Annotated in this window: 16 protein-coding genes; 6 read left to right on the forward strand and 10 right to left on the reverse strand. The window is 68.4% G+C overall.

The window, feature by feature from the left end; all coding sequences use genetic code 11:
• Positions 1-39: 39 nt before the first annotated feature.
• The 4 genes from J7656_RS06255 to J7656_RS06265 form a co-directional block, all read right to left on the reverse strand.
• The gene (locus tag J7656_RS06255) at positions 40-1,458 is read right to left on the reverse strand and encodes an OFA family MFS transporter (RefSeq protein WP_017344435.1); all 1,419 of its coding nucleotides are present in this window, start codon (positions 1,456-1,458) and stop codon (positions 40-42) included.
• Positions 1,459-2,149: 691 nt separating this feature from the next.
• Positions 2,150-2,290: a DUF7563 family protein gene (locus J7656_RS15260; protein ID WP_044965907.1), complete on the reverse strand. Its 141-nt coding sequence runs from the start codon at positions 2,288-2,290 to the stop codon at positions 2,150-2,152.
• Positions 2,291-2,294: 4 nt separating this feature from the next.
• The gene (gene sufB, locus J7656_RS06260; RefSeq protein ID WP_017344437.1) at positions 2,295-3,725 is read right to left on the reverse strand and encodes a Fe-S cluster assembly protein SufB; all 1,431 of its coding nucleotides are present in this window, start codon (positions 3,723-3,725) and stop codon (positions 2,295-2,297) included.
• A 174-nt stretch (positions 3,726-3,899) separates the two neighbouring features.
• Positions 3,900-4,196, reverse strand: a complete 297-nt coding sequence (locus J7656_RS06265) for a DUF8152 family protein (RefSeq protein WP_017344438.1) — start codon at positions 4,194-4,196, stop codon at positions 3,900-3,902.
• 385 nt (positions 4,197-4,581) lie between these two features.
• Here J7656_RS06265 and J7656_RS06270 point away from each other — a divergent pair, with 385 nt between their 5' ends.
• Together J7656_RS06270 and J7656_RS06275 are read left to right on the forward strand one after the other, a co-directional pair.
• Positions 4,582-5,142, forward strand: a complete 561-nt coding sequence (locus J7656_RS06270) for a universal stress protein (protein WP_017344439.1) — start codon at positions 4,582-4,584, stop codon at positions 5,140-5,142.
• Between the two features lie 79 nt (positions 5,143-5,221).
• Positions 5,222-6,283, forward strand: a complete 1,062-nt coding sequence (locus tag J7656_RS06275; RefSeq protein ID WP_017344440.1) for an NAD(P)/FAD-dependent oxidoreductase — start codon at positions 5,222-5,224, stop codon at positions 6,281-6,283.
• A gap of 129 nt (positions 6,284-6,412) precedes the next feature.
• Here the strand turns inward: J7656_RS06275 and J7656_RS06280 are convergent, their stop codons facing one another.
• On the reverse strand, positions 6,413-6,700 hold the full coding sequence (locus J7656_RS06280) for a hypothetical protein (protein ID WP_017344441.1): 288 nt from the start codon (positions 6,698-6,700) through the stop codon (positions 6,413-6,415).
• A 339-nt stretch (positions 6,701-7,039) separates the two neighbouring features.
• Here J7656_RS06280 and J7656_RS06285 point away from each other — a divergent pair, with 339 nt between their 5' ends.
• The 4 genes from J7656_RS06285 to J7656_RS06300 all read left to right on the forward strand — a co-directional run bounded on the left by J7656_RS06285 (position 7,040) and on the right by J7656_RS06300 (position 10,460).
• Complete coding sequence (locus J7656_RS06285) at positions 7,040-7,339, forward strand: DUF7344 domain-containing protein (RefSeq protein ID WP_017344442.1); 300 nt, start codon at positions 7,040-7,042, stop codon at positions 7,337-7,339.
• 153 nt (positions 7,340-7,492) lie between these two features.
• The gene (locus J7656_RS06290; RefSeq protein ID WP_211554405.1) at positions 7,493-8,413 is read left to right on the forward strand and encodes a DNA adenine methylase; all 921 of its coding nucleotides are present in this window, start codon (positions 7,493-7,495) and stop codon (positions 8,411-8,413) included.
• A gap of 770 nt (positions 8,414-9,183) precedes the next feature.
• On the forward strand, positions 9,184-9,633 hold the full coding sequence (locus tag J7656_RS06295) for a universal stress protein (RefSeq protein WP_096395667.1): 450 nt from the start codon (positions 9,184-9,186) through the stop codon (positions 9,631-9,633).
• Positions 9,633-10,460, forward strand: coding sequence for a DUF63 family protein (locus J7656_RS06300; RefSeq protein ID WP_211554407.1), 828 nt, complete (start codon positions 9,633-9,635; stop codon positions 10,458-10,460). The genes J7656_RS06295 and J7656_RS06300 overlap by 1 nt, the downstream gene beginning before the upstream one ends.
• A gap of 32 nt (positions 10,461-10,492) precedes the next feature.
• Here J7656_RS06300 and J7656_RS06305 read toward each other — a convergent pair whose 3' ends face one another.
• The 5 genes from J7656_RS06305 to J7656_RS06325 all read right to left on the reverse strand — a co-directional run bounded on the left by J7656_RS06305 (position 10,493) and on the right by J7656_RS06325 (position 15,112).
• Entirely contained in the window at positions 10,493-10,975 is a 483-nt protein-coding gene (locus J7656_RS06305) for a DUF456 domain-containing protein (RefSeq protein WP_017344446.1), read from the reverse strand.
• A gap of 74 nt (positions 10,976-11,049) precedes the next feature.
• On the reverse strand, positions 11,050-11,631 hold the full coding sequence (locus J7656_RS06310; protein ID WP_017344447.1) for a DUF2150 family protein: 582 nt from the start codon (positions 11,629-11,631) through the stop codon (positions 11,050-11,052).
• Positions 11,632-11,715: 84 nt separating this feature from the next.
• Positions 11,716-12,573 carry a TatD family hydrolase gene (locus J7656_RS06315; RefSeq protein WP_017344448.1) on the reverse strand — a complete coding sequence of 286 codons (858 nt, stop codon included), beginning with the start codon at positions 12,571-12,573 and terminating at the stop codon, positions 11,716-11,718.
• 72 nt (positions 12,574-12,645) lie between these two features.
• Complete coding sequence (locus J7656_RS06320; protein ID WP_017344449.1) at positions 12,646-13,662, reverse strand: ring-cleaving dioxygenase; 1,017 nt, start codon at positions 13,660-13,662, stop codon at positions 12,646-12,648.
• A 604-nt stretch (positions 13,663-14,266) separates the two neighbouring features.
• Positions 14,267-15,112 (reverse strand): DUF7260 family protein, encoded by an 846-nt coding sequence (locus J7656_RS06325; RefSeq protein ID WP_017344450.1) that lies wholly within the window; start codon positions 15,110-15,112, stop codon positions 14,267-14,269.
• Between the last annotated feature and the right edge of the window lie 59 nt (positions 15,113-15,171).

A 15,171-nucleotide genomic window follows, 5' to 3' on the forward strand; every position in this document is an offset into this window, starting at 1 on the left:
GCGACGCGGTGAGAAGGTCGGTAGGCCGGGCCGCCCCGCTCAGTCCGCGGCGGCCGGCTCGGTCGTCTCCAGCCCCGACCCGCTCGGCGGGCGGAGGACGAAGGTCGCCAGCCCCGCCGCGACCGCGAGTGCGCCGCCGAGGACGAAGGTGGCGTTCCACCCCGTCGACGCGACGAGGTAGCCGGCGACGACGCCGGAGAAGACGCCGCCGCCGACCTTCGCGGTGTACAGGACCGCGTAGTTGCCGGAGGAGTTGGCGGCGCCGTAGTAGTCGGCCAGCATCGACGGGAAGAACACGTACAGCGGCGAGGAGAAGAACATCGCCCCGAGGACGAACGCGACGAAGACGGCCCCGTTGCCCGCCTCCCCGGCGGCGACGAGTCCGATCCGGAACAGTCCGGCCAGCAGGAACGACCCGGCCATCACGCGCTTGCGGTCGAATCGGTCGGTCGCCTCGCCGAGGATCAGCCGCGAGACCCCCGCGGCGACGGGCAGCAGGGTCGCGGAGAGCGTGGCGATCAACGCCGCGAGCCCGAAGTTCTCCGCGAACCGGACCACGTTCGCGATGACGAGGAGGTCGGCGCTCGCCATCGCGATGAACATCGCGTACAGCAGCCAGAACTGCCACGTCGAGAGCATCTCGCGCGTCGAGTAGTTCCGACCGCGGATCGACGCCGCGAGGTCCTCGTCGCCGTTACCGCCGTCGCCGCCACTGCCGTCACTGCCGCCGTCACCGCCCTCGTCGTCGCCGTTTTTCCGGTCTAGCCAGTCCTTCGGGGGATCTCGGAGGAGGAACGAGCCGACGAGCGTGACGACTAAGATTCCGATCCCGATGTTGCGGAGCACGTCGCTGTACGCCGACACGGTCGCGTTCGCCTGGACGTACGGGACGACGAGGGCGCTCCCGGCGGCGAACGCCATCGTCCCGACGCCGGTCGTCAGTCCCGTCCGGTCCGGGAACCACTTGACCGCGGTGTTGACCGCGACCGTGTAGACGATGCCGACACCGACCGCGCCCAGCGAGTACAACAGGTACAGCTGCCAGAGGCTCGTCGCGTACGCGAGGCCGATGTATCCGCCGCCGGCGAGGATCGCGGCGAGGAACGTGAGCGCGCCCGGCCCCCGGCTGTCGCGCCACTTGCCCGCGGGGAACTGCGAGAGCGACTGGAACACCACGTAAAACGAGAACACGGCGCCAAGCGCCGGCAGCGCGATGTCGAGCCCCTCGGAGAGCTCCGGCGAGATGGACGACCAGACGTACTGGTACGGGCTCACCGCGGCCATCATCCCGGCCGCGGCGGCGATCTGCCACCACCGCGAGAAGCCGAGCGTGTCGGCGGCGCGCGCGGCGTAGTCGATTCCGCCGGCCGACCCGCCCTCGTCGGTCTCTCCCGTCGGTCCGTCATCGCTCGTCTCGTCAGTCTCAGCGGCCGAGGCGTCCGATTCGTCGTTACCCATCGTTGTTCGTCGACCGCGTGGTAGTGTTCGGTGTCATGTCGTGTGCCTCGATCGCAGTGCGGGGCCGGTCCGTCGCGCCGCTCGCGCTCGTACCGGTACTGTTCGGACTGATCGATTAAAACGCGTCGTTGGGGTCGTACTTGCCTCGTCGATCCGCGGCCGAAATGCTCCCGACGGCCGGCGACGCGCAGAGCGCGTCGAGGTCCGCCGCGGCGCGTCTCTACCGGGGGCAGATCCGGCCTGCGCCCCTCGTCGTACTCACTCTCGTGACCGGGGCAGAACAGGCGCAGCCGACCGTGTGTCGTCTATACTTCCATCACGGCTCTTGAGCCGGCATCGAGTCGCTGATTCTGATGCCCTGCGCGGTAACTCTCGTCGCGACGGCAGATGGAACCGACCACACCGTCTCGGTGGGTACCGTCACCCCATCGATCGCGAGACAGACGAGCTTCCCTCGTCCTCGCCGCGCCGCAATCACGAATTCAAAGAGACGCGACCGGTCGTCGGTCGCCGTCACGTGGATCGTTGAGAGCCCGTTCGCACTCTCCCACGTCGTCGTGTCGGCGACGCTGAGGTCGCCTGCTGGGGTGACAGTAGTCGAGCCGCAGGCTGGACAGAACCCTTCGTGCGGGGCCGTTCCGAGGTACCCGTAATCGGTTTCGCACGCAAAGCAGTGTTCCATGGTCCCCGACTAGTACCGATCCACGATCGTCTCTGCGATGTGTGCCCGACCGGAACATGCTGGACAGGCAACTACGTCACCACCGTCTAACCCGAACACGGTCACAAACTGCTGTGAGACGTGTGTTCCGCAGTGGGCGCACTCCGGCATCGAATTACCCCAGCGAGCCCTCCATCTCGAGTTCGACGAGCCGATTGAGCTCAACGGCGTACTCGATCGGCAGCTCCTCCGTGATCGGCTCGATGAAGCCCGAGACGATCATCTGCTTGGCGTCGTCGTCGTCGAGACCGCGCGACTGGAGGTAGAAGATGTCCTCGTCGCCGATCTTGCCGACGGTCGCCTCGTGGGCGACGTCGACCTTCGACTCGTTGATCTCCATGTACGGCATCGTGTCCGATGTCGACTCGTTGTCGAACATCAGCGCGTCGCACTCGACGGCCGTCGAGGAGTTCTCCGCGCCGTCGGCGATGTGGACGAGGCCGCGGTAGTTGGTGCGGCCGCCGTCCTTCGCGATCGACTTCGACTCGACGGTGGACTTCGTGTTCGGCGCGTTGTGGTACACCTTCGCGCCGGTGTCGATGTCCTGGCCCTCGCCCGCGAAGGCGATGGTGATGTGGTTGTCGGAGGCGCCGCGGCCCTTCAGGATCGTCGAGGGGTACAGCATCGTCGCCTTCGACCCCATCGAGCCGGAGATCCACTCCATGCGCCCGCCCTTCTCGGCGATGGCGCGCTTGGTGTTGAGGTTGTACGTGTTCTTCGACCAGTTCTGGACGGTCGAGTACTGGACGTGAGCGTCCTCGCCGACGAACACCTCGACGCCGCCACAGTGAAGATTGAACTTCGAGTACTTCGGGGCCGAACAGCCCTCGATGTAGTGGACTTCCGAGCCTTCCTCGGCGATGATGAGCGTGTGCTCGAACTGGCCCATCCCCTCGGAATTCATCCGGAAGTACGCCTGCACCGGCATGTCGACGGTGGTGTTCTCCGGGACGTAGACGAACGAGCCGCCCGACCAGATGGCGCCGTGGAGCGCCGCGAACTTGTTGTCGCTCGGGGGGACGCAGTTCGTCATGAAGTGCTCGCGGACGAGCTCCTCGTGTTCCTGGACGGCCTCATCCATGTTACAGAAGATGACGCCCTTTTCCTCCCAGCGCTCCTGCATGTTCTGGTAGACGACTTCCGACTCGTACTGGGCGCCGACGCCCGAGAGCGCGTTCTTCTCTGCCTCCGGGATGCCCAGCTTGTCGAACGTGTCCTTGATATCGTCCGGGAGCTCGGTCCAGTCGTCGACGCCGGCACGAACGTCGACGTCCGGCCGAATGTAGGGAATGATCTCGTCGACATCGACCTCCGAGAGGTCCGGCTGGCCGGGCCAGTCGGTCGGCATCGGCATCTCCTGGAACTGCTCGAGCGCGCGCAGGCGGCGCTCCAGCATCCACTCCGGTTCGTCTTTGTCCTCCGAGATGACGCGGACCGTCTCCTCGGTGAGACCCTTCTCGCTTTTGAACGCGGATTTCTCTTCCTTCTTGAACTCGAATCGGGCCTCGGTGTTCGTCTCCTTGAGATCGTCTTGTTTTGAACTCATCAAAGTATTCTTCAGAGACTACGAATATAAGTGTGGTGCGCTAAAACACACATTTGTAACCTATATAGGTTTCTTTAACGAAAGAGAATAACTTTACGAGGTTTAATTTGGTTTCTCTAATCAATAGAATTTACTATGTGGCGAGAGGGCTACTCCATACGAACGGGATCACCGTCACTCGGTAGCGAGAACGACTCGACAGCACGCGATCGCCGCTTCGATGTGACGGTCGGCGACGGCGTCGTCCGTTTCGTCGGCCGACTCGAGCAGTGTGGCAACCTGGCGAACCCGTTTCCGTCTGGTTTGCGCGTCAAGATCGTCACTGGTGGCATCGCGGGCGACGGCTTCGGCCTCTCCGAGCCATCGGTTCGTCGCTGGCGGTACCGGGCGATCTGCGGTCGCAATTAAGTGGGTCGCCAGCGCGTCGACCGCGGCCCGCGGCTCGGTTGGGACGTCGAATTCGTCGGTCATGGTTAGTGTATTGGCACCCACTGTGAAGAACTGGTGCGCCAAGCCACACTCGGGGTACTCGCGAACGACTCCAGCCGAGAACGACTCCTCGTTAGCCAGTGGCACCGTCAACCGAACCGAGCGGCCAGCAGTCACCGCCGCGGCGGCACGCTCCTCGATCGGTCTCGGGCCGAAGCGTCCGATAGTTTCTCGAATTCGCCGTTCAGCTGAATGGACGTTTATGAAGAAATAGCAAGAATCAATGATGGAATATTGTAATATATTCTGGATTACGGCCGTATAGATAATGATAATCGTCTATACTGTCAAAAACCGTTAAATGGCGTCCGCTCGAAGGGTGAGGCGAACACACCTGCCCTCCGCAAACGGGCGAGGCCTCCCACACATGTCCGCCGAAATCGACACCGACTCCACCGACGCCACCGATGCTGCCGACGCCGCCGATCCGACCGCGACCGCAGGGCCCGATGGTTCAACCGCGGCTGCGGAGCCCGCAGAGAGCGCCGCCTCGGACGGCGACCGCGTCGGCTCCGTCTTCGATCGCGTGCTCGTCGTCACCGGCGACGACGAGGCCGGCCGCGCCGCGGTCGACGCGGGACTGGACGTCGCCGCCGCCTACGGCGCGACGGTCGACGCGCTGTACGTCGTCGACACTGCCGAGGGCTGGGACATGGTCGTCGAGCGACGCGAGCGCACCGGCGAGGCGCTCGTCGAGGACGCCGCGGCCCGGGGCGAGGCGGTCGGCGTCGACGTGGCGGAGCGGTTCCGGTACGGCACGCCCCACGAGGAGGTGCTCGACTTCGCCGACGTCCACGACGTGGACCTGATCGTGGTCGGCTCGGCCCGCCGCACGGGCCTCGACCGGCTCGTCCACCCCGAGACGGTTCCCACCCGAGTCCAGCGGGGCGCGTCCGCGCCCGTGCTGGTCGTCGGCGCCGACGACTGACGGCCTTTCACTCGCCGCCACGCGCGTCGCCAGCGGCCGCGAGACGACCGGTTAAGTGGGTCGAACCCCAACGATCGGTGTGACTGACGTAGGCATCGTCGGCGCGGGCGCGGGGGCGGCCGCGGCGGCGTTCGTGGTCGACGGCACCGTACCCGACGCGGACGTGACCGTGCTGGAGAAGTCCGGGGGGCTCTGCGGGCGCGCGGCGACCCGCCGCCACGACGACCTCACGTACGATTACGGGGCGAACTACCTGAAGAGCGACGACGACCGCGTCGTCGAACTGATCACCGAGACGCTCGACGACGAGGGGCTCGTCGACGTGACCGAGCCGGTGTACACCTTCGAGGCCGACGAGGAGGTGTCCCCCGGCCGCGACGCGGACGAGCACAAGTGGAGCTATCGGCGGGGGCTCACCCAGATCGCCAAGCGCCTGTTCGGCCGCACCGACGCGACCGTCCACCGCCGGACCCGGGTCGAGACGGTGCGAAGAGTTGAGGCCGCGGGCGGAGCGAGCGACGACGCTCGCTGGGAGCTCGACGACGCCGACGGCGAGACCCACGGCCCGTTCGACGTGTTACTTTTAAACCCGCCGGCGCCGCAGACGGCCGAGCTGCTCCGGACCGCCGAGTGGGACGACCCGCTCCGCGAGACGCTCGTCGAGGCGGTCGGCGCGGTCGAGTACCGCAGCGTCTGGACCGCGGTCCTCCGCTACCCGTTCGCGCTCGACGTCCCCTACTACGCGCTCGTCAACACGGACAAGGAGCACCCGGTCGGCTGGATCTCCCGCGAGGAGTGTAAGGCCGGACACGTCCCGGACGGCGAGACGCTGCTCGTCGTCCAGGCGAACGCCGAGTGGTCGGCGGCGCACTACGACGACGACCCGGCCGAGAACGTCGCCGCGCTCGCCGACCACGCCGCCGAGATCGTCGGCGACGAGCGCTTAGCCGACCCCGACTGGACCGACCATCAGGGGTGGCGCTACGCGCAGCCGGAGGGCGGCGTCGACCGCGGGCCCGTCGACTCGGCGCGCGACGCGGGGCTGTACCTGCTCGGCGACTGGGTCGCGGGCGAGGGGCGGCTCCACGCCGCGATCGCGAACGGGCTCGACGTCGGCGAGCGCGTCGCGTACGGGATTTAGGGAGAGTCGGAGCCGGGAGGGTCAGGACGGCGCCGCGATCGACCGCGGCGTCACTGTAGGGTGACGGAATTTTTCGAAAAACGGTTCGACGGCGTTTCAGTCGTGTGGTCGCGCGGTCGTACGGTCGCGTCAGTTCGTCGTGATCCGGTACTCCACGGTCCCCAGACCGGGGAGCGTGAGCGTCCGGACGCGACCGCTACGGCGGCGCAGGGTCCGCAGGACGGACCGCGACAGGACGGCGAGCGCGACGGTGCCGGTCAACAGCGCGACGGTCGCGACGGGGTACGCGAGCGCGACGAACGGTGCGAGGACGAGCGCGAGGAACGCGAGCGTCCCCAGCGGCGAGCGACTGCCCGGCGGCGACTCGGAGCCGATCGGCCGGTGCGCCTCCGCCGAGGTGATGGAACCTTGGTACATATCTCACCGTACACGCTCCGCCGACTAAAACCTTTCACTTCTCGTATAGGTTTTGAGAAACGGTACCACGGAACATGCGAGTAAAACATCTGAAACGGTTGTTCATGCGGTGTAAACTGTACCATGGTATTCATTAGTTCACCTCTCAGAAATCTGTGAGGTGAACTCGGTGACGGCGGCGAACCCCCGGTCGCGGGGAGTCGGCCGCCGCGGACCGCGCTCGTGGTCTGGGAGTCGAATCCACCTATCGGGGGAGCGATGGGAGACTTTTCGGGCCGCGACTCGGCGGTGCTTTTATTTCGCTTCGACTGTTCTCGTAGATACGGACAGAGACACACAATGACACTCGACACTCCCACCACCGACCCAACGGTCGTCGTTTCGGCGCCGGAGCGCAGACGCGTGGTCGCCGGCCTCGCCGACGGCACCGTCGAGACGGTCGCGGATCTGCGCGTTCGCGGGCGGGCCGACGAGATCGCCGCCGAGCTCCGCGAGACGCACCTGCCGGCCTTAGAGGAGGCCGGCTACATCGAGTGGGACCGCGAGGCCGGCACCATCGAGCCCGGCCCCAACTTCGAGGAGGCCGCGGGCCACGTCGACGACCTCCCGATGCCGGACGCGGAGCCCTCCGACGACTGACCGGCGCGGTCGACTGACCGTCGCGGCCGGCCGAGCGCGCGGTGGCTCGGGGGCCGATCATCGCGGTCGGCCGAGCGCGCGGCGGCTCGGGGCCGATCATCGCGGACGCGGCCCGGGACGTTTATCCCCGGGCGCGGGCGACACCCGACAGCCATGGCCGAGCCGATCCTGAAGTGGGCCGGCGGGAAGCGGCAGCTGCTCGACGAGCTGTACGCCCGGTTCCCGTCGGAGTTCGGCCGCTACCACGAGCCGTTCGTCGGCGGCGGCGCCGTCTTCTTCGACCTCGAACCGTCGCGCGCGACGGTCAACGACGCGAACCCGCGGCTCGTGAACTTCTACGAGCAGGTCCGCGACCGCCCCGACGAGCTGCTCTCGCGGCTGGCCGAGTTCGACGACCCCGAGAGCGACCCCGACCCCGAGCTCCCGTACGCCGAGGAGACCGCGCGCGGCAGGGAGGTGGACGCCTACTACTACCAGCAGCGCGCGCGGTTCAACCGCCGGCCGTACGAGGGAGAGTTCGACCCCATAGAGGAGGCCGCGCTCCTCTTGTACCTCAACCGCACCTGCTACAACGGGCTCTACCGCGAGAACGCGGACGGCGGGTTCAACGTCCCGATCGGCCGGTACGCCGACCCCGACTGGGTCCAGCGCGACCGGGTCCGCCGCGCGAGCGATCTGCTCGCCGACGCCGAGATCCGACAGGGGGACTTCGCGTACGTCCTCGACGCCGCCGAGCCCGGCGACCTCGTCTACTTCGACCCGCCCTACGAGCCGATGAGCGCGACCGCGAACTTCAACGAGTACAGCGCCTCCGGGTTCGACCGCGAGGACCAGCGCCGCCTGCTCGACGTCGCCGGCGAGCTCGACGACTCTGGGGTGTGGGTCGTCCTCTCGAACAGCGGCGTGATGTACGACGCGTACGCCGACGCGGGGTTCCGCGTCGACCGCGAGGACGCGACCCGCGCGATCAACAGCGACGCCGACAACCGCGACGCGGTCGACGAGATCGTCGCGACGAACGTCCCGCCCGCGGAGCGCCGGGAGGCCGGCCAGCGGGAACTCCCCGACTTCTGAGCCCGCGGATTCGTTGAAATGCTCAGGATTCGATATCTCTCGCGCTCGATCGCTCACTATAGGGGTAGCGACGAGCGATAGCGGGAGTATGTGTCGCAGATCGGTAACAGCGATGTAGTATTTAAACAACCGTGAGCGACGGCGACGAACGCTTATAAATGGCAGGCGGTTCGGTGGCGCGTGCCGACGAGCGCCCGGAGGGCGCGAGTCGCACGCGCGAGGGACGCCGCGAACGCCCGGAGGGCGTGAGCGGCGAGGTTGGGGAGGCGTGAGGCTGCGGTGCTGAGCGGTGCGGGGCGGGACTCAAAGGGGCAGTCGCGAGGGCGAAGCACGCCGCAGCAAGCACCGCAGCGAGGGAGCGACAGTGACCGAGCGAGGAGCGTGGTTCGAGACGCCGGAGGCGTCTCGTCATCACGAAAGGCGCAAAGCGCCTTTCGAACGACAGCAAGGCGCGCGAGCCCTCGCGACTGGGGCTTTGGAGGTCGCCATCCCAGCAGCGGTGATCACTTATAAAAAGCCGACAACAACACCACAACTCTCCTTATAAATGGCCTCACTCACGATATACTACACCTACTCCCGCAACCGATCAAAAAACACCCTCCAGCGACCGGCCGTTTCAGGCGAGAATTCGTCTGAAAAACGGATTCAACCGGATCGACAGGACGGAATCGCGCGGATCGAGGTACCGCGTCGACCCCGGAGCCGCGCGGTCACCCGACCACGCCGTTGGGGCGGGCTTTTTGACCTCCCCCGCCGACGGGTCGGGTATGACCGATCTCGACATCGACCTCGTCCTCGTGCCCGTCGACGGCAGCGAGGAGTCGCACGAGGCGGTCGATTACGCCATCGCGCTCGCGAGCGAGTACGGCGCGAGCGTCCACGCGCTGTACGTCCTCGACGAGGAGGTCGTCCGCGCCATCGACCACGGCGTGGTCGACGAGAGCGAGGTGGCCGACGACTCCGAGGCGTTCACCGACTCCGTCGCGCGCCGCGCGGAGGCCGCCGGAGTCCCCCACAGCAACTCCATCGCCTACGGCTTCTCCACGTCGGTGAAGACCGTCCACCCCGGGAGCGTCGTCCTCGACACCGCCGAGGAGCTGGAGTCCGACTTCATCGTCGTCCCGCGCGAGCCGGTCTCCGGCGACCCCGGCGAGGTGCTGGGGAAGGCCGCGGAGTACGTCCTCCTGTACGCGAGCCAGCCCGTCCTGTCCGTCTGATGGTCGGCGGCCTCCTCCCGGCGGGCACGACGCTTCCCCCCCTCCCCCACCTCCTCGTCGTCCTGCTCGCGACCGGCGGAGTCGTCGCCGCGCTCCGGCGCCGGCGCCCCTCCGTCACCGCCCGGCGCGTCCTCGCGCTCGCCCCGTGGATGGCGCTCGGCTCCGCGGCTCACGTCCTCTACGTCGTCGACGCGCTCCCGTCCTCGCTCGCGCCGTTCGCCGGCTCGCCGACCGTCTACCTCACGGTCGGGGTGCTCGCGGGCGCGGCGTGGCTCGCCGCCGACGCGTGGCTCGCGGTCGATGCCGACCGTCCGGACCGGATCGCGGCGACGCTCGCCGCCGCCGGCGTCCTTCTCCTCGTCCCGGTCGTCGCCGTCGCCCTCGGGGCCGGGGTCTCACCCGCCGGCGTGCGCTGGTCGGCGGTCGCGTTCGCGCTCACCCTCCCGATCGCGGGCGCCGCCTGGGTCGGACTGACACGTTTCCGACCCGAGGCCGCGGCAACCGGGTCCGTCGGCGCCCTCGCGGTGTTCGGCCACGCGCTCGACGGCGTCTCGACCGCGGTCGGGACGACCCAGCTCGGCTTCGGCGAGCGCACCCCCGTCTCGCGGATCCTGCTCGAAATCGGCGGACTCCCGTCGCTCCCGGTGATCGGCGAGGGGTGGCTGTTCCTCCTCGTGAAGCTCGCCGTCGCGAGCGCAGTCGTGTGGCTGTTCGCGGCGTACATCCGCGAGGAACCGACGGAGGGGTACCTCCTCCTCGGATTCGTCGCCGCGATGGGGCTCGGTCCGGCGGCGCACAACCTGCTGCTGTTCTCCGTGGCGGCGTGAGGGGAGGCCGGAGCGGCGCGCTCCCGGTCGCCTCACAGGACCGCCAGCGCGAACGCGACCGTGACGCCGGCGAGCAGGACGGCCTGGACGAACGCGCTGGCGAGGGCGCCGACGACGGCGTAGGCCGCCTGCCGAGCGGCCTCGCGCGTGTCGCCGTCGTGCTCGTCGAGCGCGGCGAGGAAGACGGTGCCGCCCAGTCCGACGACGAGCCCGATCGGGCCGAGCGGGATCAGGAGGGCGATTCCCACCAGCGTCCCGACGACGACGGTCCGGGTCGACGCGCCGCCGAGCCTCCCGGAGACCATCCCCGACGCGACGTCCGCGGCGGAGGCCAGCAGCGAGACGACGACGAGCGCGACCACCACGGCGAGGCTCGGTTCCGCGAACCCGGTGGTGGACGCGTAGCCGACGACGGTGAGCGCCGCGAGGACGCCGCCCGGCACCAGCGGGACGAACGAGCTGGCCGTCCAGACGACGAGCAGCGCGATCGCCAGTCCGGCCGCGAGAGAGACCATACGGACCGGACGCTACGTGCGCTGAAAACATTTCACCTCGAGCGGCCCGACAGGGGCGGGTCCGTCGACCCCGCTTAGTCCTCTTCTTCGACGACTTCCGGGTCCTCGATGGCCGATTGGAGGGAGTCGAGCCCGTTGACCCACTCGGAGACGAGCCCGTATTCGAGGTCCTCGACGAGCTCGATGTCGAGCGCCTCGCCGTCGATGACGCGCGTGCCGGCCTGAACGACGTAGCCGAGCGCGGCGTCGAGGTCGTCGCCCTCCTCGGCCTCGGCGGCCGCGCGCACGAACTCGCTCACGTCGCCCTCGACGACGCCGCCGACGACGTACTCCTCGGCCGCGTAGAAGACGGGGACGAGCGAGGTCTGGACGCCGTCGATCAGCATCACCTTGTCCTCGTCGTCAAACTCGACGTCGGCGAGGACGATCTCGCGGATGTCGCGGACCTCCTCGACGGCGCGGTCCTCGTCGATGCGGCCGTCGTCGAACGCGGCCAGCACCTTCACCACGGCGATCGCGGCGTCGTCCTGAAGGTTGAGCAGGAGCCGGGCCGAGTCCTCGTTCTCGGGGTCGATCTCCTCTTCGGCCAGCCGGTCGAGCCAGTTCTGCCAGCGTTCGTCGGTATAGAACGTTTCAACGGCGTCGTCGTCGGTCATGTCCCGTACGTCGCCCGGACTACTCAAATGCCTTTCCTATCGATCGCCGCCCGAGACCGTGTCTCACCCGCGTGAATCCCGGAATCAGACCTCTCTCTCCAGCGTCGCCTCGGTGTCGATCCCGTACACCGCGCGGGGGGTTGCGACGTGCGCCCGCCGGACCGCCTCGTCGTGCCCCTCATCCAGCAGCCAGCGCACCCGCCGCGGGACGGTCTTCGGTCCCAGCACCATCCCCGGTCGGTCCGGGTCGTCCACGAAGTCCGTCTCCATCAGGAACGGCTCCCCCGCCTCGGCGGCGCGCTCCAGCCGCTCCTTGTCGCTCATCACGCTCGGCGTGACCCCCGCCAGCTCGCCGGCCGCGTAGTGTTTGACGACCTTCGACGGGTCGAGGCCGACCTCCTCGGCGACCGCGGCGAGGTCGGTCAGGTCCTCCGTGGCCTCCGTGTGGAGCTGGACGGCGCAGTCGACCTCGGCGCCCAGCTCGAACGCGCGGCGCGTGACCGCGTTCGACGCGTCCCAGACCGCGTCGCTCACGTCGTAGTGGGGCCGCCCGGACTTCAGCGCGACCGCGTCCCCGTCGGCGACGTACTCGCTCGCGACCTCGAGGCCGCCGCGCATGAGGTCGCGGGCCTCGTCGGGCGAGAAGTCGCGCTCGTCGACGAGCCGGCTGATCAGGCCGGGGTGGACGCCCAGGACGGGCCACGCGCGACCCGGCAGGGCCTCCGTCGCGGCCGCGACCGTCTCCAGCGTCTCCTCGAAGACGGCCCGGAAGTCGGCCGGCTCGTCCGGCTTGACGCCGAGCAGCCACGAGGGCTTGTTCACCACGAGCAGGTGGGTCCCGCCGAGCCGCGCGAACTCCTCGACCGCCTCGATCCCGCGGCCGTGTCGCGGGTCGAGGTGGAGATGGTTATCCAGCACCGGCGTGCCGAGGTCCTCTGTCATGGGAGGGCGTTCGGCGCCGCGCGATTAGAAGGATCGGTCTCGGGCGGGGGACCGCGTTCGGCGTGGACTCTCTCAATCCGCACGGTTCGCCGCGAACGCCGCGTCGGACCGCGGGACCGTCACGTCGGCGAGACCGGCCTCGATCTCGTCCCGGCGGTCCTCGAACCGCCCGGGCAACACTAAGCGCTCCCCGAGCTCGTCGAGCTGTTCGTCGCTCGCGTACCCGGGGTCGGCGGTGGCGAGTTCGAAGAGGACGCCCGCGAACTCCCGGAAGTAGACCGAGCGGAACCAGTGGCGGTCGATCTGTTCGGTCGGGCGCAGACCCATCGACGCGACGGCGTCGCGCATCGCGGACTGGTCGGCGTCGGTCGGCGTCTGGAACGCGACGTGGTGGACCGTGCCGCGCCCCGAACTGCCCTTCCGGTCCGTCTCGACGACGTCGACGTACTTGCCAACGGTGCCGCTCGCGGCGAAGCGAGTTCGGTCGTTCCCCGTCGCGGCGTCGGCCTCGAACTCGGTCTCGGTCAGCCCCATCGTTTCGAGGAGCCGCTCGGTGCGTTCGGCGTCGTCGAGCCACAGCGTCACGGAGTGGAACCCGCGGATCGCGGCCGACTCGGGGACGAACGCGGTCCACGCCGTTGTCGGGTCGTCGTCGGGGATCTCGACTTCGACCAGCTCGACCGGGAGCCCGTCGGGGTCGCGGAAGGGGAGGACCGTCTCGCCGAATCGCTCCTCGCGGTCGTCGTAGTCGACGCCGCGCTCGTCGAACCGCGCCTCCCAGTAGTCGAGGGTCCCCTCGGGCACGCGGAACGCGGTGCGGGACACCTGCCCGGCGCCGACCTCGCCGTCGGGGAGGTCCGTCCACGGGAAGAACGTCATGCTGGTGCCGGGCGTCCCCTCCGCGTCCCCGTAGAAGAAGTGGTACGTCCCGGGGTCGTCTTGGTTGATCGAGCGCTTCACGAGCCGGAGCCCGAGCGTCTCGACCCAGAAGTCGAGGTTCCGCTGCGGGTCGCCCGCCACGCAGGTGACGTGGTGGATCCCCGGCGTGGCGTTCGGGTCGTCGCCGCCGTTCTCGGATTCATCCGTCATACCTCGGTCTACGTTGCGTAGGGACTTGAATCGGCGCGGACACTGGTGTTACCGGGTGGGATATCTCGACGAAAAACGCCGAGTGACGGATGCGATTTATAGAGAATCGTGAACGGCAGTGACACCATTTATAAACAAACTACGGTGGCGCGTGCCTGCGAGCGGCCGCCCCCGGCGGCCGCGAGGAGCACGCGCGAGGGAGTCAGTCGCCCGAAGCGGAGCGAGGGCGACTGACGAGGCTGGGGAGGCGTGAGGTGCGGAGCGGTGCGGGGTGGGACTCAAAGGGGCAGCCGCGAGGGCCGCGCAGACGACGTAAGCACCGCAGCGAGCAGCGCGAGCGAGGAGCGCAACGAGTGTGCGCGGCCCTCGCGGCTGGGGCTTTGGCGGAGTTCGCCACCAATCTGCGAGCAGCGATTTATAAATGAGCTGCTGAGGCTCTGGAGACGTTCGCCGTGGGTCCACTGCCAGCGATTTATAAACGAGTGGTTGAGAATTCGGGGATTCACAGCCGGCCCGCCTGTGTTTATAAATACCGTCGCGCGTCCGTATATATCGCGACCGAGTGAAACACATGCGATCTCGGATGCTCTATCGAACCGACTGATCAGCGAGCCCGCGTCATCGCTCGCTCGATCCGCACCCGGAGCGCTTCCAGGCGGTCGCCGACGGTTCCGACCGCGGCGAGGACCGGATACGTGATGTCGAGGTCTTGGTAGCAGTACCCCGGCAGGTCGAGCTCGTCGCCGAGCGCGAGCCGGCGCTCGTGATCTGCGAGCACGCGCTGGCGGCGCGCCGCGATGCGGTCGCAGTCCTCTCTAAGCGCCCCGATCCGGGTCCGGCAGGCGTCGAGCGCGCCGAACCCGACTGACGCCGCTTCGGCGTCGTCGCCGCCGAGTTCGTCGTCGATCGCCTCGATCTCTGTCCGGATCGGTTCCAGCCGCGACTCCGCGCGCTCGACGGACTCGGTCTCCGACTCCAGGGCGTCGAGGAACGCCTCCCGCTCCTCGATCGCGGTCTCGGCGGCGCTCAGCAGGGACCGCTTGTACGCCCCGCGGAAGCAGTCCGTGCGGGTGAGCGCGTACGCGAGCTCCGGACCGAACTCCTCGGCGACGCTCCGCTCGTAGGTGTCGTCGTACTCCTCGGCGTAGTGCGGGACCGACATCACGGTGGCCCGGTACGCGTCCCGAACCGCGACGAGCCGGGAGCCGGGCGACGCCCGCACCGTTCCGGGATCCGGCGTCGCCCCGCCGAGCGCGCCGCCGCCGAACGCGTCCGGCGACGCGGCGTCCGACGGTCCGACGCTCCCGTCCTCGCTCGGAATCGACGACACGCGGCCGCGGAACGCCCGGAACGCTTCGCGCTCGTCGACGACGCGGCGCCGCTCGACGCGGAGCGCGGCCCGCGCCGCCCGAATCGGATCGCTCCCCTCGTCCGCGTGAGTCGCTGCCATACGTCGCGGCACGTCGAGACCCCTCGTAAGCGCTTATATGTGTGGTATCGCGGACGGCA

This window comes from Halorubrum ruber, assembly GCF_018228765.1.
In the GTDB taxonomy this organism is placed as follows: Archaea; Halobacteriota; Halobacteria; order Halobacteriales; family Haloferacaceae; genus Halorubrum; species Halorubrum ruber.